The sequence below is a fragment of the Microbacterium sp. 70-16 genome, from assembly GCF_001898315.1.
Classification (GTDB): domain Bacteria; phylum Actinomycetota; class Actinomycetes; order Actinomycetales; family Microbacteriaceae; genus Microbacterium.
The window spans coordinates 162758-178769 of the sequence record NZ_MKTQ01000014.1 but is presented as its reverse complement, the minus strand read 5'-3'; the positions used below and the strand labels follow the sequence as shown (position 1 = coordinate 178769).

Below are 16012 nucleotides of genomic sequence, written 5' to 3'. Positions count from 1 at the left end.
GTTGCGCACACCGGGACCGTCTCCTTCGGCGCGCTGTACCCCGCCGCCGTCTGATCGGTCACAGCGAGAGCTCCGTCCGCTCGCGGACGTTACCTGCGCTCTGCCCTCCGGTATTCGCCCTGCGGCTTTCGCCGCACCCGCGCACTCCGCGCGCTGCCGCCGCAGTCCGGCATCCTTCATCGCCCTTGCGCTTCGCACTCTGCGGAGTCGCATTCACACGAAAGCACGCACTCATGCATCCCTTCACCGCGTCGGCCCGCGACGCATCCGCTCAAGAAGCTCGCCGCATCCGGCTCGCTCAGCGCGATCGCCTTCAGCGCGAACACGACTGGCAGCGACTGCTGCAGCTTCGTCCCTTCCTGTGAGCGTGGGCAGACCCGGCACCGCCGGGCTGCCCACGCCCCAACCCTGACGCACACACCGAGGACACATCATGACCACTCAACCCGGGGTCGAGTTCCGATCCCTCACGATCCCGGCATCTCTGGATGCCGCAGGCTCCGACGAGTTCCGCGAGTTCACCCGCGTGCGCAACGCGGTCTACCGCGAGATCGCGGACAACGACGATGACGCGATCACGCCCGAAGAGCTGTTGCCGCAGTACCAACCGAGTTCCGAAGCGATCCGCTACGTCTGGGCCGTGCACCGCGGCGGCCGCATGATCGGGCGCGCCGGCATCGACTTCCCGCTCGAAGAGGGGTCGCGCGCCGGCTTCTGGCTCGTTGAGCTCCTCCGAGAGCACTGGGGCGTCGGCATCGGTTCGGCCGCGCTCGCACTCGTCGAACGGACGGCACGCGAGCACGGGCGGACCGTGCTGCAGTCGTGGGCTGAGCACCCTGATGCGCCCGGCCCGCGGCTTGCGGCCCCGACGGGGTTCGGCTCGATCCCCGAAGACCACGTCGCGCGCTTCTACCGCCGGCACGGCTACGCGCTCGAGCAGATCGAGCGCGAGAGCAGGCTCGATCTGCAGACATCCGCAGACACCGTCGCACGGCTTCTGCGCGACGCTGAAGCGGCGGCGGCGGGCTACCGCGTCGTGCAATGGCAGGCGCCGACCCCGGCCGAGTACGTCGACGGCTACGCCTGGATGAAGTCGCGCATGTCGACCGATACCCCGATGGGCGCGCTCGAGTTCGACGAAGAGGTCTGGGATGCCGATCGCATCGCCCTGCATGACAAGCGTGTGCTCGACGGCGGCCGAACGATGCTCGTCACGGCGGCGCAGCACCTCGCCACGGGCGAGCTCGTCGCGTTCAACGAGCTCACCATCGGGGCGGATGCCACCGCGCCCAGCCATCAGGAGGACACACTCGTACTCAAGGAGCACCGCGGTCACCGCCTGGGCCAGCTCGTCAAGTGCGCGGGGCTGACGACGTGGCGGCGCGACATCGCCCCGGCATCCGACCGTGTGATCACGTTCAACGCCGAGGAGAACCGCCCCATGCTCGACATCAACGAGGCGATCGGCTTCGTGCCGAGCGCTTATCACGGGGCCTGGAAGAAGGTCGTCGAGTAGGGCGGGGCTGCTCATCCGTCCCGTCTCGTCGCTTCGCGCGCAGCGCAGCGACAGATCGGGACGGATGAGCGCTCAGCGCCGCCGCTGGCAGCGCGGGCAGTAGTGCGACGACCGGTTCATGAACGAGTCGCGCACGATCGGCCCGCCGCAGCGAGGGCATGGCTCTCCCCCACGCCCGTAGGCGTTCAGCGAGTGCGCGAAGTAACCGGCCTGCCCGTTGACGTTGACGTACTGTGCGTCGAAGCTCGTGCCGCCTTCGGCCAGGGCCTTCTCGAGCACGGTGCGCACTTCGGTCAGCACGCGCGTCACGGTGCGGGTGGCGAGATCGGATGCCGCTGTCTCGGGATGCACGCGCGCCGCCCACAGCGCCTCGTCGGCATAGATGTTGCCGATGCCGCTGACGACCGTCTGGTCGAGAAGCACGCGCTTGATCGCCGACCGCTTGGTGCGCAGCGCCGCGCGGAAGTGTGCGTCGGCGAACGCCGCGTCGAGCGGGTCACGGGCGATGTGCGCAACCTGGGTCGGCACGACCGCGGCATCCGCGCCCCAGCCGCCGGCCGCGCCGTCCGGCGTCGGGATGAGCCGGTCGATCGCCAGCGAGCCGAACGTGCGCTGGTCGCTGAACACGACCGCCAGGTCGCCGTGCACCGGATGCCGGATGTCGAGGCGCACCCGTTCGTGCCGTTCGACGGGTGCACCGGATGCCCGCAACAGCAGTTGCCCGCTCATGCCGAGGTGTCCGACGAGCGCGTCGCCGGTATCGCCGGTATCGAGAGGCAGCCACAGGAACTTGCCGCGCCGCGCCGCAGCGATGAACGTGCGTCCGGCCAGCCCCGCTTCGAACGAGACCGCGTCGCCGGGATGCCGCGTCAGCGCGCGATCGTCCAGCACCGTGACGGCGACGATCTGCGCGCCGACGACGGCAGGTGCAAGCCCCGCGCGCACGACTTCGACTTCGGGCAGTTCAGGCATGCGAACGCCGGCTCACGCCGTGCGCGTGCGCTCGGTGAGCGCGTGCCACACCGCGAGAGCGCCGGCCATCTCGGCCTGCTTCTTGCTCGACCCGGTGCCGCTCATGGAGACGTCGCCGACCGTGACGGTCGCCGTGAACAGGCGGTGGTGGTCGGGACCTTCCGCCTCGACGACGTACGTCGGCGGTGCCTGCAGCAGGCGCGCGGCGAGCTCTTGCAGGCTCGTCTTCGGATCCATCGCTGCGCCGTAGCGCTCAGGGTCGGCCATCAGCGGGGCGACCAGGCGCAACACGAGCTGCGTCGCGGCATCCGGCCCCGCGGAGAGGAAGGTCGCGCCGATGACCGCTTCCATCGTGTCAGCGAGGATCGAGTCCTTGTCATCACCGCCGGTCTGCGACTCACCGCGACCCAACAGGATGTGCGCGCCGAGCCCGATGCCGCGGGCGACCTCTGCCAGAGCGACGGTCGAGACGACGCTGGCGCGGCGCTTGGCGAGCGAGCCCTCTTCGAGGTCGGGGTGCGCCGTGAACAGGTGCACCGTCACGGCCTGCCCGAGGATCGAGTCGCCGAGGAACTCGAGGCGCTCGTTATGGGCGATGCCGCCGTGCTCGTACGCGTACGAGCGGTGCGTCAGGGCAAGCGACAGAAGCTCGGGGTCGATATCGACCCCGAGCTTGTCGGTGAGCACCGTGTGCTCGATCGCAGCGTCTGTCACGACGAAGACGCCTCGATCAGATGTCTGCGACCTTGCGGCCCTTGTACTCCAGGAACAGCTCGGTGCCCTGCGAGTCGGTGACGACCTTCGCCTGGTGCGGACGGCTGTAGACGACCTTGCCGTTCTCGATCGTCTTGACGAGGGCGACCGGTTCGGCTTTCCACTGCGCGCGACGCGAACGAGTGTTGGAGCGGGAGACCTTCCGCTTCGGGGGGTTACCTGCCATGGCTAGCTCTTCTCTGTGTGGGCGGCGGGGCGCACGGCCTCGTCGTCTGGGTCTGGTGGGGTGTCAGCCTTCAGCGCGGCCAGCGCGCTCCAGCGATCGTCGATCGGGGTTTCCCGCACCGTTCCTGCAACCAGCTTCTCGCCCGTTGCCGGATCCAGTCCGGGGCAATCCGGCTGGCACACCGGTTGGAAAGGAAGCGACAGGACGATCGAATCCCTGACCAGAGTTTCAAGATCCACGTGGTCGTCTTGAACCTCGAAGTCGATCGCTTCCTCTCCAGGATACCCGAAGAGTTCCTGAAACTCGACTTCGACAGGCTCGGCCACGTCGGTGAGGCACCTGCCGCACACGCCGGTGTATCGCGTTTCGAGGTCGGCTGTCACGAGGATGCCCTCGTGCACCGCCTCGAGCCGGACGTCACCTGAGATCGGCTCACCCTCCGCGATGGAGACGAGTCCTTCGCCCCACTTCTCGGGGGCCGGCACCTCGAGCTCGAACTCGCGCATCTCGCCCGAGCGGTGCAGGATGTCGCGCACGGGGAACGCGAACGGACCGTTCACATGCTTTCTGACCACGCATCACATGCTAACGGCCACAGCCGTGCGTCGGCTCAGCGTTCGCGTGCTCCCGTGTCGAGGAACGTCGCGACGGCGGCGGGAACGAACGGTGAGACATCGCCGCCGAGGGCGGCGACCTGGCGCACGAGCGAGCTCGAGACGAGCGCATGGGCCGGGTCGGGCAGCAGGAAAACGGTCTCGATCTCGGCGAGGTGGCGGTTCACGATCGCCATCGGCGTCTCGTAGGCGACATCGACCTGAGAGCGGATGCCCTTGACGAGGACGCCTGCGTTCACGTCCTCGGCGTAGTCGACGAGCAGGCCCATGCTCCACGACGCCACGATCACGTTGCCCGAAACGCCTTCGTCGGCGATCGACTGCTCGAGAAGGCTCAGCCGCTGCGCGATCGGCAGCATCGCTTCTTTGTCGGGGTTGTGCACCACCAGCACGTGCAGCTCGTCGTAGAGCGCCGCGGCGCGACGGATGACATCCAGGTGACCCAGCGTCGGCGGGTCGAAAGAACCCGGGACGACCGCGATGCGGTTGTTCATGCTCCGAGCCTATCGTCGCCGGCCGCACGCCACCGCGTGGCCGGTCAGTTCTTGGCGAGGGCAGCACGCTCCTGCTGGCCGAGGCGGCGGGTGAGCGCCGCGGCGAGGCCGGCGTGCTGCAGCAGCGCGGGGTCTTCAGCGAGAACGTCCTCGGCGCCGGCGCGCGCGATCGCAATGAGGTCGGCATCGGCCACGACGCGCAGCAGGCGCAGCGACGAGCGGGCGCCCGACTGCGCGTCGCCGAGCACATCTCCTTCGCCGCGCAGTTCGAGGTCGACTTCGGCCAGGTCGAAGCCGTCGGTGGTCGCGGCGACCGCCTCGACGCGCGAACGCGCGGGGGTGTCGACCGGCGCCTCGGTCACGAGCAGGCACAGCCCGGGCAGCTGCCCGCGCCCCACCCGGCCGCGCAATTGGTGCAGTTGCGAGACGCCGAACCGGTCGGCCTCGAGGATCACCATCGTCGAGGCGTTGGGCACGTCGACGCCGACCTCGACGACGGTTGTCGCCACGAGCACGTCGATCTCGCCGCGCGCGAAGGCCTGCATGATGGCATCCTTCTGCTCGCCCGGCATCTTGCCGTGCAGCGTCTCGACGCGGATCTTCTCGTACGCGGGGTTGGTCGCCAGCAGCTCACGCACCTGCACGACGCCCCAGCGCGTGCGCGGCTGCTCGCCCTCCAGCACGGGTGCGGCGTCGGGCGCTTCCTGATCCTTCGCCTTCGATTCGGCGTCGATGGCCGCGCATACGACGAACACTTGGTGGCCCGCGGCGACCTCCTCGGTGACGCGTTCCCACACGCGCGTGAACCAGCCCGGCTTCTCGGCGAGCGGTGCGACGAACGACGAAATCCCGGCACGGCCCGGCGGCAGTGAGCGGATCGTCGAGACGTCGAGGTCGCCGAACACCGTCATCGCGACGGTGCGCGGAATCGGCGTCGCTGTGAGCACGAGCACGTGCGGCGCGGTGCCCTTCGCGCGCAGCGTCTCGCGCTGCTCGACGCCGAAGCGGTGCTGCTCGTCGACGACGACGAGGCCGAGGTCGGCGAACGTCGTCGAAGCGCTCAGCAGCGCGTGCGTTCCGACGACGATGCGTGCTTGACCGGATGCCGCGCGCAGCGCCGCCTTGCGACGCTCGGCCGCCGGCAGCTGCCCCGTCAGCAGCGTCGGCATGAGTTCAGGCGCCAGGTCGGGGCCGAGCATGCGGGCGATCGAGCGCACGTGCTGCGCCGCGAGAACCTCGGTCGGTGCGATGAGGGCGGACTGGCCGCCGGATTGCGCGACCTGCAGCATCGCCCGCAGCGCGACGAGGGTCTTGCCCGAGCCGACCTCGCCCTGAACGAGCCGGTTCATGGGCCAGTCGCCCTCGAGGTCGTGCGCGATGACATCGCCGACGGCGTGCTGATCGGGGGTGCGCTCGAAGGGCAGTCGGGCATCGAAGCGCTCCAGCAGGTCGCCCGCCCGGCGCGAGGTCGCCGACATCGCCCGCACGAACTGCCGCTGCTGCAGCAGCGCCGTCTGCAGTACGAACGCCTCGTGCATGCGCAGCGTCGTGCGCGCCGCGTCGATCTCGTCGAACTCGGCGGGAGCGTGGATGCGGCGCAGCGCCGTGTCGGCATCCAGCAGTCCGTGTGCGCCACGGAAGTCATCCGGAAGCGGATCGGCGACCGGCTGCAGGTTCTCCAGCACGTCGGCGACAGCCTTCTGCACCTGCCAGCTCGCGACCGTTCTCGTGGCCGGGTAGATCGGGATCGGCGTGTTCTGGCGCACATGGGCGGTCAGCCGCGCGACTTCCTCATCGTCGAACAGGGCGTAGTCGGGGTGGGCGAGCTGCTGATGTCCCTTGAACTGGCCGACCTTGCCCGAGAAAATGCCCTGCCGACCCACCGTGAGCTGGTCGGCCCGCCACTTCTGGTTGAAGAACGTCAGCGTCAGTGCGCCCTCGCCGTCGCTGATCACGACCTCGACGATCGTGCCCCGGCGCTGCTGCATCGGGCGAGATGAGACCGAGCGCACTTCGGCGACGATCGTCACCTGCTCGCCCAGCGGCAGCGATGCGATCGGCGTCAGCTCGCCCCGGCGTGCGTACCGCCGCGGGTAGTGACTGAGCAGGTCGCTGACGGTGACCATCTCGAATGCCCGCTGGAACAGCGCCGCCGTCTTCGTGCCGAGCGCATCGACCAGGCTCGTGTCGAGCGTGACGGTGGGCATGCGTCGAGTCTAGGCATCACCACTGACATACCGGCGCGCCGAGGTCCCGGAACGGCGCCGGGGTGCACGGGGACATACGCCCGCCGCGGCATATGCCCCCGCGTACTCTTGCCTGATGCTCCGTCGCATCGTCGCCCGCATCTACTGGCTGTGCAGTCGGTGGACTCTGCGCACCGAGCCCGCCCCCACGAAGCCCACCGTGCTGATCGGAGCGCCGCACACCTCGAACTGGGACTTCGTGCTCATGCTCGCGATCGCCTGGCGTCTGGGCATCCCCGTCCGATGGCTCGGCAAGGCGAGCCTGTTCACCGGCTGGCGCGGACCGATCATGCGCGCGCTCGGCGGCATTCCGGTGCAGCGCGACGACGCGAGCCGCGTGGTGGCGGAGGTCGTCGCGCGCGTCCACGCCGGCGAGGTCTTCGGCCTCGTCGTCACCCCCGACGGCACGCGCGGCGGCAACACCCACTGGAAGAGCGGCTTCTACCGCATCGCGCGTGAGACCGGCATGCCCGTCACACTCGGCTACGTCGACCGCACGACGATGACGACGGGGCTCGGGCCGACGATCGAGCTGACCGGCGACGTCAGTGCCGACATGGACCGGATTCGCGCGTTCTACGCCGACAAGGCGGGCCTGCGCCCCGAGCGGCGCACTGAGCCGCGCATCGCGAGCGAGAGCAGCGCCACGGTCTGACGCACCCGCCTCGGTAGGGTGTCCTGGTGACGAGGATCATCGCCGGTGCCGCCGGCTCGCTGACACTCGCGGTGCCGGATGCCGGGACGCGCCCCACCAGTGACCGCGTGCGCGAGTCGCTGTTCGGCGCCCTCGAGTCGAGCGACCGGCTGCGTGGCTCGGCCGTGCTCGACCTCTACGCCGGTTCCGGCGCGCTGGCTCTGGAGGCGGTCAGCCGCGGCGCGGCTTCGGCCGACCTCGTCGAGAAGTCGCCGCGTGCGGCATCCGTCACCGCGCGCAACGCGCAAGCGATCACGCGGGCGGTGCCCCGGGCGCGCGTGCAGGTGCACCGCGCGGCCGTCGACGCCTTCTTGCGCGCGAGCACGGCGGCATACGACCTCGTCTTCGTCGACCCGCCGTATGACCTCGACGATGACGCATTGCGCACCGCGCTCGAGCTACTCGTGCCGCGCCTGCACCCCGATGCGCTGGTGATCATTGAGCGCGCGACGCGCTCGGGCGAGCCGACGCTGCCGGACGCTCTCGAGGTGGAGCGCTCGAAACGGTACGGCGATACGACACTGTGGTGGTGCGTGCGCGCTGTGGAATCCATCGCCGACTGATTCACCCCCGCCGCGCGTCCCAATCGCGCTGCGGATCCCACCCGAGGTGCCCCGTCGCCGGGGTGCCGCCGATCGTGACCGCCGCGTCGGCGCGTGCGGCCAAGACCCCGATGGCGCGGAAGCCGTCCGGCAGCGGCCGGTCTGACGGGAAGCACGCGAGCAGCGCATGGTCTTCTCCCCCGCGCAACGCCGCCTCGTCCAGGCCCGGTGCCAGCGCAAGCGTGACCTCCGAGGCATCCGCCATTCGGGTCGCGTCGAGCAGCAGTCCGTCCGAGACATCCATCATGGCGGTGGCACCAGCCGCGGCAGCGACAGGGCCGAGCGCGACCGGCGGCGTGGGCCGCAGTTGCGCGGCGAGGTCGACGCGCTCGGTGGCATCCAGCCGGGCCTCATCGACCGGAACTGGAGTGCCGACCGCGTCGCGGAACCGGTCGAACAGCAGTGCGAGGCCGCGCGACGCCGCGCCGAGCGTGCCCGCGACGGCGACGACATCACCCGGGCGCGCTCCGCTGCGCAGTACGGGAGCGCGACCGTCCAGCACGCCTACGGCCGTCACGGCGATCGTCAGGGTGTCGGATGCCGTGAGGTCTCCGCCCTCGACGGCGCAGCCGTCGGCGAGCTCGTCGCACGCGTTGCGCAGCCCGCGGGCGAGCTCTTCGACGAACGCCACGTCGGTGTCGACGGGCAGGGCGAGTGCCACGAACAGCGCCGTCGGGCGCGCGCCCATCGCGGCGATGTCGGCGAGGTTGACGGCGGCGGACTTCCAGCCCAGGTCGAACCCGGTCGACCACGCGAGGCGGAAGTCGGGTCCGTGCACGAGCGTGTCGGTCGACACGACGACGCGGCCGTCGGGTGCCGCGAGCACGGCGGCGTCATCGCCCGGTCCGATCTCGGCGGTCGAGGATCCCGCCAGCGCCGTGAAGATCCGGGCGAGCACCGCCTTCTCACCCAGGTGGCCGACGGTCTGCTCGTGCTCTGACTGCATCCCACCACGGTAGCCTGGAGGGGTGTCTCGCCTGCGCCGCTTCGCCCCTGTCGCGGTCGTCGCGGCGGCACTGCTGCTGTCAGGATGCAGCACGACGGTCTCGCTGACGCCCGCCGCGCAAGCGAATGATCCGGCCTGTGCGGCCGTGACGGTGCGCCTGCCCGACACCGTCGACGGGATGAACCGTGTCTGGACGGATGCCCAGGCGACCGGTGCCTGGACCGACGCCGACGGCCGCACGACCGTGCTTCTCACCTGCGGTCTCGCGCCGTCCGGCCCCTCAACGCTGGTCTGCGAAAGCGCCGGAGGCGTCGACTGGCTCATCGACGACTCGGAAGCGCCGAACTACCGTTTCACGACGTACGGGCGCACGCCCGCGCTCGAGGTGTACCTCGACTATGACGTCGTGAGTGCCCGCAACGTGCTCGACGCACTCGGAACCGCCGTGCAGCAGCTGCCCGCGAGCGGTTCCGAGTGCACCGAGCGCCCGTCGTCCTGATGCACGCCGCCGCTCTCAGCGCGCGAGCGCGAGGTCGATCAGTTCGGTGATGAGCTCGGGGTAGGACATTCCCGACGCGATCCAGCAGGTGGGGAACATCGAGATCGGCGTGAACCCGGGCATCGTGTTGACTTCGTTCACGAAGAACTCGGTGCCGGTGTAGAAGAAGTCCACGCGCGACAGACCCTCGCCGCCGACCGCTTCGAACGCGCGGGCGGCGACACGCTGCATCTCGGCCAGCTCACCCGGGAGCAGTTCTGCCGGGCAGACCAAGTCGATCCCCGGCGCGCCGAGGTACTTCGCCTCGAAGTCGTAGAAGTCGCGGCCCGTGATGACGATCTCGCCCGCAACGCTCACGCGCGGCGCCCCACCGTCGCGACCCTGCAGCACGCCGCACTCGACCTCACGCCCGACGACGCCCTGCTCGACGAGCACGGTGCGATCCTCGGCGAAGGCCACATCGAGCGCGGCATCCAGCTCTGACCAGTCGCTCACCTTCGAGACGCCGACGCTCGATCCGGCGCGGGCGGGCTTGACGAAGGCCGGCAGCCCGAGCGCGCGGATGCGCCGCTCCCACAGGTCGCGGTCGCGATCGAGGTCACGTCGGGTCACGGTGACCCACGGCACGACCGGCACCCCGGCCGAGCGCAGGATGCTCTTGGTCGTGTGCTTGTCCATCCCGATCGCCGACATGAGCAGGCCCGCCCCGACGTAGGGGAGGTCGAGCAGCTCCAGGAAGCCCTGCACCGTGCCATCCTCGCCGAACCGGCCGTGCAGGATCGGGAACACGACGTCGATCTCACCCAGCGAGCGCACGCCTGAGGCATCCGACACCTTCAGCTCACGCGAGAGCGCCGAATCGGGCCAGATGATGCGCGTGCCGTTGTCGACCACCTCGGGCAGGTGCTCGGCTCGCAGCGCGAACTTGTCGGGGTCGTCGTCCTCGAGAATGAACGCTCCGTCGCGCGTGATGCCGACGGGGATGACGTCGAAGCGCTCGCGGTCAATCGCCCGCAGCACGCCCCCGGCCGTTGCGGAGCTGATCGAGTGCTCGCTGGAGCGACCGCCGAAGAGCACCGCCACCACCGCTTTGTCCATTCTGGGTCCTCTCGCCCTTGGGCTTGTCGTCGTCCGTGGTCAGATGCGGCGCGATGTGGCGCGGGTCCATGGCTCCGTCGAGCACCATCTTGACCTGCTCGACGATCGGCATCGACACGGATGCCTCACGCGCCAACTGCAGGATGGGGGCGACGGATGCCAGCCCCTCCGCGGTCTGGTTCATCTGCTTCACGACGTCTTGGAAGCTGTATCCCTGGCCGAGCAGGCGCCCCGCCGTGTTGTTGCGGCTGAGCGGAGACTGGCACGTCGCGATGAGGTCGCCGAGCCCCGCGAGTCCCTGCAGCGTCTCGGGCTGGGCGCCGTAGGCGACCGCGAAGTCCGTCATCTCGACCAGGCCCCGCGTGATGATCGAGGCCTTCGTGTTCTCGCCGTAGCCGACGCCGTCGACGATGCCGATGGCGACCGCGATGAGGTTCTTCAGCACGCCGCCGAACTCGGTGCCGATCACGTCGGTGTTCACAAACGTGCGGAAGTACCTGTTGCGCGCGCGCAACGCCACCGCCTCGGCCGTCTCGCGGCTGGGCGAGGAGATCACCGCCGCTGTCGGTTGCTCGCGAGCGATCTCGAGGGCGAGGTTGGGGCCGGATGCCACGGCGATCCGCGCCGGGTCGCAGTGCAGCTCCTGCTCGATGACCTGGCTCATCCGCAGCCCGCTGCGCTTCTCGACACCCTTCATGAGGGAGACCACAGGCGCGTCGACGGTCGCGATGAGGGGGCGCACGGCCTTCAGGTTCTGCCGCAGCGCCTGACTGGAGATCGCAAGGTAGATCTGCGTCGCCCCGTCGAGAGCCTCGGACAGATGCGTCGTCGCCGACATCGAGCGAGGCAAGTTGATGCCGGGCAGGTACTCGCTGTTGCGGTGGCTCTCCTGGATCTCCTGCGCGAGCTCAGCGCGGCGCGCCCACATCACGACGTGCGCGCCGCCGTCGGCGAGCACCTTGCCGAATGTCGTGCCCCAGCTGCCGGATCCGATCACGGCGACGCGGGGCATCCCGGTGTCAGTTCTCCGACTCAAGGCGCCCCGTCTCGGTCTGGCCGTGCACCGCGGGATCCCACCGCTCTGCGGGCGGCTGCATGCCGCGCACATCGGCCAGCAGCGCCGTGATGTCGGCCATGACGGCATCCGTCGCCGCGATCAGGTTCGAGTTGGTGCGCGGGGCGCCGCGGTACGCGTCGAGGTCGACGGCCGGGCCGACCTTGACGAGCACCTTCTTGCGCAGCGGCCACAGGCTCAGCTTGCCGTAGCGCGGCAGGATCTGCTGCACGCCCCACGTCGCGACGGGGATGACCGGGATGTCCCCGGTCAGTGCGAGCCGCACGGCGCCGGTCTTGCCGCGCATCGGCCACAGGTCGGGTTCGCGGGTGAGTGACCCCTCGGGGTAGACGATGACGCCGCGCCCGTGTTCGACGAGCGCCTCGGCCTGGGCGATCGTCTGCTTCGCGGCCGCCGCCGACGCGGCGCGCGCGACGGGGATCATTCCGGTGGCGCGCAGCAGCGCACCCAGCACCGGCACCCGGAACAGGCTCTCCTTCGCCATGAACCGCGGCGCACGACCCATCCGCCACGTCGCGACGGCGACGATGATCGGGTCGAACTCGCTGTAGTGATTCGGTGCGAGCACGTACGGCCCCTCGAGGGGCAGGTTCTCCATGCCGGAGATCTCGATCTTCGCGATGAGACCGTTCAGCGGGATCACGACGGCCGCTGCGGGCGAGAACGCGCTCGGCTTGGACTTCTCAGCCGACCAGCGCCGTCGGGGGGTTCGCGGCTGCGCCATCAGCCGATGACGTCGTAATCGGCACCGAGCGCCGTCAGCTTGTCGAGGAACTTCTCGTAGCCGCGGCGGATGATCTCGACGTTGCGGACGGTGGACTCACCTTCGGCCGCCAGCGCCGCGATGACGTAGCTGTAGCCGCCGCGCAGGTCGGGCACGACGACATCGGCACCGTGCAGCGGCGTCGGTCCCGTGATGACGGCCGCCTGCTCGAGCGCACGACGGGGCACGCGGCGCTCGGGGCTGGCGAAGCCCTCGGGGTGCACGACGATGTCGGCGCCCATCTGGTTCAGCGCCCGGGTGAACCCGAGCCGGTTCTCGTACACGGTCTCGTGCACCGTCGAGGTGCCCTCGGCCTGCGTGAGGGCCACGATGAGCGGCTGCTGCCAGTCGGTCATGAAGCCGGGGTGCACATCAGTCTCGACCGTGACGGGCTTGAGGGCGCCGCCGCGGTGGAACCGGATGCCGTCCTCGTGGATGTCGAACTCGCCGCCGGCCTTGCGGAAGACGTTGAGGAACGTGAGCATCTCGGGCTGCTTCGCTCCCCCGACGAAGATGTCGCCGTCGGTCGCGAGGGCCGCACACGCCCACGAGGCGGCTTCGTTGCGGTCAAAGATGCAGCGGTGGTCGTAGCCGCGCAGCGAGTCGACGCCCTCGATGAAGATGACGCGGTTGGGCTCGTATGAGATGATCGCGCCCATCTTCTGCAGGACGGCGATCAGGTCCATGATCTCCGGCTCGATCGCGGCGTTGCGCAGCTCGGTCGTGCCCTTCGCGCGCACGGCCGTCAGCAGCACCTGCTCGGTCGCGCCGACGCTCGGGTAGGGCAGCGTGATGTTCGCGCCGTGCAGACCCTCGGGCGCCGACAGGCGGATGCCGCTGGGAAGCTTGTCGACGGTCGCACCGAACGACCGCAGCGCATCGAGGTGGAAGTCAATCGGGCGGTCACCGATACGGCATCCACCGAGGTCGGGGATGAACGCCTGACCGAGCAGGTGCAGCAGCGGTCCGCAGAACAGGATCGGGATGCGCGAGGCGCCGGCGTGCGCGTCGATCTCTTCGAAATGCGCCGACACGGCGCCGCGCGGGTCGAGCCGTAGCACGCCCTCACCGTCGTCCTGCACGGTGACACCGTGCACCTCGAGAAGCGAGCGCACGACGTTGACGTCGCTGATCTCGGGAACGTCGCGCAGCACGCTCTCGGTCTCACCGAGGAGAGCGGCGACCATCGCCTTCGTCGCGAGGTTCTTCGCGCCCTTGACCTCGACGCGTCCGGTCAGTGGCCGTCCTCCGCGGATCTTCAGGACCTGCCCGGAGGCGAGGTCACCGTTCCCGTTGCCGGAGGGGGTCGGCGCGGACGCGCTGAGAAGGGTGCTCATCTATCGGAACCTCACTTGTGTGTCGAGGGCGTGTGCTGCTCTCCCCGGGTGCGGGGTGCTGTGCTCGGCTAGCGGACGGGTAGTGTCCGCGGCCGCCACGCCTCTCGGCGCGCCTCGAACTGCGCGATCCTGTCTTCGTTGCGCAGTGTGAGTCCGATGTCGTCGAACCCTTCGAGAAGCCGCCACCTAGTGTAATCGTCGATGTCGAAGGAGACCTGGAGGTCACCCAACCGCGCCGTGCGCTCGGTGAGGTCGACCGTGATCTGGGCTCCCGGCGAGGCGGCGATCGCGCCCCACAGCGCCTCGACGTCCGACTCGGAGACGACACCCGCGAGCAGGCCCTGCTTGCCCGCGTTGCCGCGGAAGATGTCGGCGAACCGCGGGCTCAGCACGACCCGGAAGCCATAGTCGCGCAACGCCCACACGGCGTGCTCACGGCTCGAACCGGTGCCGAAATCGGGGCCGGCGACGAGAACGGATGCCCCCGCGTACGCCGGCTGGTTGAGCACGAACTCCGGGTCCTGGCGCCAGTTGGCGAACAGCGCGTCGTCGAAGCCCGTCTTGGTGACGCGCTTCAGGTACACCGCCGGGATGATCTGGTCGGTGTCGACCGCCGAGCGGGTCAGCGGAGCGGCGATGCCGGTGTGAGTGGTGAACTTCTCCATGGTCAGGCCTCCACTCGCTGCGGCAGATCGCTGGGGCTCGCGAGACGCCCGAGAACGGCGGTCGCCGCGGCGACGAGGGGCGATACGAGGTGCGTGCGCCCGCCCTTGCCCTGGCGGCCTTCGAAGTTGCGGTTGCTCGTCGACGCGCAGCGCTCCCCCGGCGCAAGCTGGTCGGGGTTCATGCCGAGGCACATCGAGCATCCGGCGAACCGCCACTCGGCACCGAAGTCGGTGAAGATCTTGTCGAGGCCCTCGGCCTCGGCCTCGAGCCGCACCCGTGCGGAGCCCGGCACGACCATGACGCGCACGCCCTCCGCCTTCGTGCGACCCTCGACGATCGACGCGAACTGGCGCAGGTCCTCGATGCGACTGTTCGTGCACGAGCCCATGAACACGGCATCCACCGCGACGTCCTTCAGCGGGGTACCGGGCGTCAGGTCCATGTACTCCAGCGCGCGCTCGGCCGCAGCGCGGTCGTTGGGGTCGGTGAAGGATGCCGGGTCGGGCACCGCCTGGCTCAGCGAGACGCCCTGACCCGGGTTGGTGCCCCACGTCACGAACGGCTCGAGCTCGTCGGCATCCAGGAACACCTCAGCGTCGTAGACGGCGCCCTCATCCGAGGGCAGTGTGCGCCAGTACGCGACAGCGTCGTCCCAGTCCTGCCCGGTCGGGGCGTGCGGGCGGCCCTTGACGTACGCGAACGTCGTCTCATCGGGGGCGACCATGCCCGCGCGTGCGCCGGCCTCGATCGACATGTTGCACATCGTCATGCGGCCCTCCATCGAGAGCGAGCGGATCGCGCTGCCGCGGAACTCGAGCACGTAGCCCTGTCCGCCGTTCGCGCCGATCTTGGCGATGATCGCGAGGATGATGTCCTTCGCTGTGACGCCGGGCTTGAGCTCGCCCTCCACGGTGATGGCCATCGTCTTGAAGGGCTTCAGCGGCAGCGTCTGGGTGGCGAGGACGTGCTCGACCTCGGAAGTGCCGATGCCGAACGCCATCGCGCCGAAGGCGCCATGGGTCGAGGTGTGCGAGTCGCCGCAGACGACCGTGATGCCCGGCATCGTCAGGCCCAGCTGGGGACCGACGACGTGCACGATGCCCTGCTCTTTGTCGCCCAGCGAGTGCAGGCGCACGCCGAACTCCTCGGCATTGCGGCGCAGCGTCTCGATCTGCGTGCGGCTCGTGAGGTCGGCGATCGGCTTGTCGATCTCGAGTGTCGGGGTGTTATGGTCTTCGGTCGCGATCGTCAGGTCAAGACGCCGGACGGGCCGTCCCTCGGCACGCAGGCCGTCGAACGCCTGAGGGCTGGTGACCTCGTGCACGAGGTGCAGATCGATGTAAATCAGATCGGGTTCGCCGTTCTCGCCCTTGACGACGAGGTGATCGTCCCACACCTTCTCAGCGAGGGTGCGGGGGCGATCGGGGATGTCGGTGGTCATGTCAGTCTCGTTCTCCTGCTAGCGGATGAGGCCCAGCACGGACTCCGCGACGAGAGCGGGCTCAGAACGAGGTCTCGCCGCGGCCGCTAAGGAGGAGGCGAGCGATCCG

General features: G+C 69.6%; 18 protein-coding genes. 5 read left to right on the top strand and 13 right to left on the bottom strand.

From position 1 onward, the window contains the following. Positions 1 to 233: 233 nt before the first annotated feature. Together BGO46_RS05800 and BGO46_RS05795 are read left to right on the top strand one after the other, a co-directional pair. Entirely contained in the window at positions 234 to 365 is a 132-nt protein-coding gene (locus BGO46_RS05800; protein ID WP_292677515.1) for a hypothetical protein, read from the top strand. Between the two features lie 68 nt (positions 366 to 433). Further along, the gene (locus BGO46_RS05795) at positions 434 to 1516 is read left to right on the top strand and encodes a GNAT family N-acetyltransferase (RefSeq protein ID WP_292677513.1); all 1083 of its coding nucleotides are present in this window, start codon (positions 434 to 436) and stop codon (positions 1514 to 1516) included. Between the two features lie 72 nt (positions 1517 to 1588). Here BGO46_RS05795 and mutM read toward each other — a convergent pair whose 3' ends face one another. From mutM to BGO46_RS05765, 6 genes are read right to left on the bottom strand one after another with little or no spacing between them, the layout of a single operon-like run. Then, entirely contained in the window at positions 1589 to 2488 is a 900-nt protein-coding gene (gene mutM, locus BGO46_RS05790; protein WP_292677511.1) for a bifunctional DNA-formamidopyrimidine glycosylase/DNA-(apurinic or apyrimidinic site) lyase, read from the bottom strand. 12 nt (positions 2489 to 2500) lie between these two features. Then, the gene (gene rnc / locus BGO46_RS05785) at positions 2501 to 3202 is read right to left on the bottom strand and encodes a ribonuclease III (RefSeq protein WP_292677509.1); all 702 of its coding nucleotides are present in this window, start codon (positions 3200 to 3202) and stop codon (positions 2501 to 2503) included. A 16-nt stretch (positions 3203 to 3218) separates the two neighbouring features. Then, positions 3219 to 3428: a 50S ribosomal protein L32 gene (gene rpmF, locus BGO46_RS05780; RefSeq protein ID WP_292897314.1), complete on the bottom strand. Its 210-nt coding sequence runs from the start codon at positions 3426 to 3428 to the stop codon at positions 3219 to 3221. 2 nt (positions 3429 to 3430) lie between these two features. Further along, positions 3431 to 3988, bottom strand: coding sequence for a DUF177 domain-containing protein (locus BGO46_RS05775; protein WP_292677579.1), 558 nt, complete (start codon positions 3986 to 3988; stop codon positions 3431 to 3433). 50 nt (positions 3989 to 4038) lie between these two features. Then, positions 4039 to 4536 carry a pantetheine-phosphate adenylyltransferase gene (coaD, locus tag BGO46_RS05770; protein WP_292677507.1) on the bottom strand — a complete coding sequence of 166 codons (498 nt, stop codon included), beginning with the start codon at positions 4534 to 4536 and terminating at the stop codon, positions 4039 to 4041. Positions 4537 to 4580: 44 nt separating this feature from the next. Continuing rightward, on the bottom strand, positions 4581 to 6743 hold the full coding sequence (locus tag BGO46_RS05765) for an ATP-dependent DNA helicase RecG (protein WP_292677505.1): 2163 nt from the start codon (positions 6741 to 6743) through the stop codon (positions 4581 to 4583). Between the two features lie 115 nt (positions 6744 to 6858). Between BGO46_RS05765 and BGO46_RS05760 the strand changes: the two genes are divergently transcribed. Together BGO46_RS05760 and rsmD are read left to right on the top strand one after the other, a co-directional pair. Beyond that, a complete protein-coding gene (locus BGO46_RS05760; RefSeq protein ID WP_292677503.1) occupies positions 6859 to 7437 on the top strand; it encodes a 1-acyl-sn-glycerol-3-phosphate acyltransferase in 579 nt (192 codons plus the stop codon). Positions 7438 to 7463: 26 nt separating this feature from the next. After that, positions 7464 to 8039, top strand: a complete 576-nt coding sequence (gene rsmD, locus BGO46_RS05755; RefSeq protein ID WP_292677501.1) for a 16S rRNA (guanine(966)-N(2))-methyltransferase RsmD — start codon at positions 7464 to 7466, stop codon at positions 8037 to 8039. Position 8040: 1 nt separating this feature from the next. Here rsmD and thiL read toward each other — a convergent pair whose 3' ends face one another. Next, complete coding sequence (gene thiL, locus BGO46_RS05750) at positions 8041 to 9024, bottom strand: thiamine-phosphate kinase (protein ID WP_292677500.1); 984 nt, start codon at positions 9022 to 9024, stop codon at positions 8041 to 8043. Positions 9025 to 9046: 22 nt separating this feature from the next. On the opposite strand from thiL, the gene BGO46_RS05745 reads away from it, so the two are divergent. Then, a complete protein-coding gene (locus BGO46_RS05745; RefSeq protein ID WP_292677498.1) occupies positions 9047 to 9523 on the top strand; it encodes a DUF3515 family protein in 477 nt (158 codons plus the stop codon). A gap of 15 nt (positions 9524 to 9538) precedes the next feature. Here BGO46_RS05745 and BGO46_RS05740 read toward each other — a convergent pair whose 3' ends face one another. From BGO46_RS05740 to leuC, 6 genes are all read right to left on the bottom strand, one after another. Next, positions 9539 to 10621 (bottom strand): D-alanine--D-alanine ligase family protein, encoded by a 1083-nt coding sequence (locus BGO46_RS05740; protein ID WP_292677496.1) that lies wholly within the window; start codon positions 10619 to 10621, stop codon positions 9539 to 9541. Then, positions 10527 to 11633: an NAD(P)H-dependent glycerol-3-phosphate dehydrogenase gene (locus BGO46_RS05735; protein WP_292677494.1), complete on the bottom strand. Its 1107-nt coding sequence runs from the start codon at positions 11631 to 11633 to the stop codon at positions 10527 to 10529. Before BGO46_RS05735 ends, BGO46_RS05740 begins: the two co-directional genes overlap by 95 nt. 7 nt (positions 11634 to 11640) lie before the next feature. Continuing rightward, positions 11641 to 12420 carry a lysophospholipid acyltransferase family protein gene (locus tag BGO46_RS05730; protein ID WP_292677493.1) on the bottom strand — a complete coding sequence of 260 codons (780 nt, stop codon included), beginning with the start codon at positions 12418 to 12420 and terminating at the stop codon, positions 11641 to 11643. Continuing rightward, the gene (murA, locus tag BGO46_RS05725; RefSeq protein WP_292677491.1) at positions 12420 to 13796 is read right to left on the bottom strand and encodes a UDP-N-acetylglucosamine 1-carboxyvinyltransferase; all 1377 of its coding nucleotides are present in this window, start codon (positions 13794 to 13796) and stop codon (positions 12420 to 12422) included. Before murA ends, BGO46_RS05730 begins: the two co-directional genes overlap by 1 nt. Before the next feature lie 68 nt (positions 13797 to 13864). Next, on the bottom strand, positions 13865 to 14461 hold the full coding sequence (gene leuD / locus BGO46_RS05720; RefSeq protein ID WP_292677489.1) for a 3-isopropylmalate dehydratase small subunit: 597 nt from the start codon (positions 14459 to 14461) through the stop codon (positions 13865 to 13867). A 2-nt stretch (positions 14462 to 14463) separates the two neighbouring features. Further along, positions 14464 to 15903, bottom strand: coding sequence for a 3-isopropylmalate dehydratase large subunit (gene leuC, locus BGO46_RS05715; protein ID WP_292677486.1), 1440 nt, complete (start codon positions 15901 to 15903; stop codon positions 14464 to 14466). Positions 15904 to 16012: the final 109 nt, after the last annotated feature.

Coding starts and splice junctions, on each gene's coding strand:
- BGO46_RS05795 (WP_292677513.1), top strand. CDS start 434: ATGACCACTCAACCCGGGGTCGAGTTCCGATCCCTCACGATCCCGGCA.
- BGO46_RS05735 (WP_292677494.1), bottom strand. CDS start 11,633: ATGCCCCGCGTCGCCGTGATCGGATCCGGCAGCTGGGGCACGACATTC.
- leuC (WP_292677486.1), bottom strand. CDS start 15,903: ATGACCACCGACATCCCCGATCGCCCCCGCACCCTCGCTGAGAAGGTG.
- BGO46_RS05740 (WP_292677496.1), bottom strand. CDS start 10,621: ATGGACAAAGCGGTGGTGGCGGTGCTCTTCGGCGGTCGCTCCAGCGAG.
- leuD (WP_292677489.1), bottom strand. CDS start 14,461: ATGGAGAAGTTCACCACTCACACCGGCATCGCCGCTCCGCTGACCCGC.
- BGO46_RS05760 (WP_292677503.1), top strand. CDS start 6,859: ATGCTCCGTCGCATCGTCGCCCGCATCTACTGGCTGTGCAGTCGGTGG.
- BGO46_RS05765 (WP_292677505.1), bottom strand. CDS start 6,743: ATGCCCACCGTCACGCTCGACACGAGCCTGGTCGATGCGCTCGGCACG.
- BGO46_RS05730 (WP_292677493.1), bottom strand. CDS start 12,420: ATGGCGCAGCCGCGAACCCCCCGACGGCGCTGGTCGGCTGAGAAGTCC.
- BGO46_RS05800 (WP_292677515.1), top strand. CDS start 234: ATGCATCCCTTCACCGCGTCGGCCCGCGACGCATCCGCTCAAGAAGCT.
- thiL (WP_292677500.1), bottom strand. CDS start 9,024: ATGCAGTCAGAGCACGAGCAGACCGTCGGCCACCTGGGTGAGAAGGCG.
- mutM (WP_292677511.1), bottom strand. CDS start 2,488: ATGCCTGAACTGCCCGAAGTCGAAGTCGTGCGCGCGGGGCTTGCACCT.
- murA (WP_292677491.1), bottom strand. CDS start 13,796: ATGAGCACCCTTCTCAGCGCGTCCGCGCCGACCCCCTCCGGCAACGGG.
- rpmF (WP_292897314.1), bottom strand. CDS start 3,428: ATGGCAGGTAACCCCCCGAAGCGGAAGGTCTCCCGCTCCAACACTCGT.
- coaD (WP_292677507.1), bottom strand. CDS start 4,536: ATGAACAACCGCATCGCGGTCGTCCCGGGTTCTTTCGACCCGCCGACG.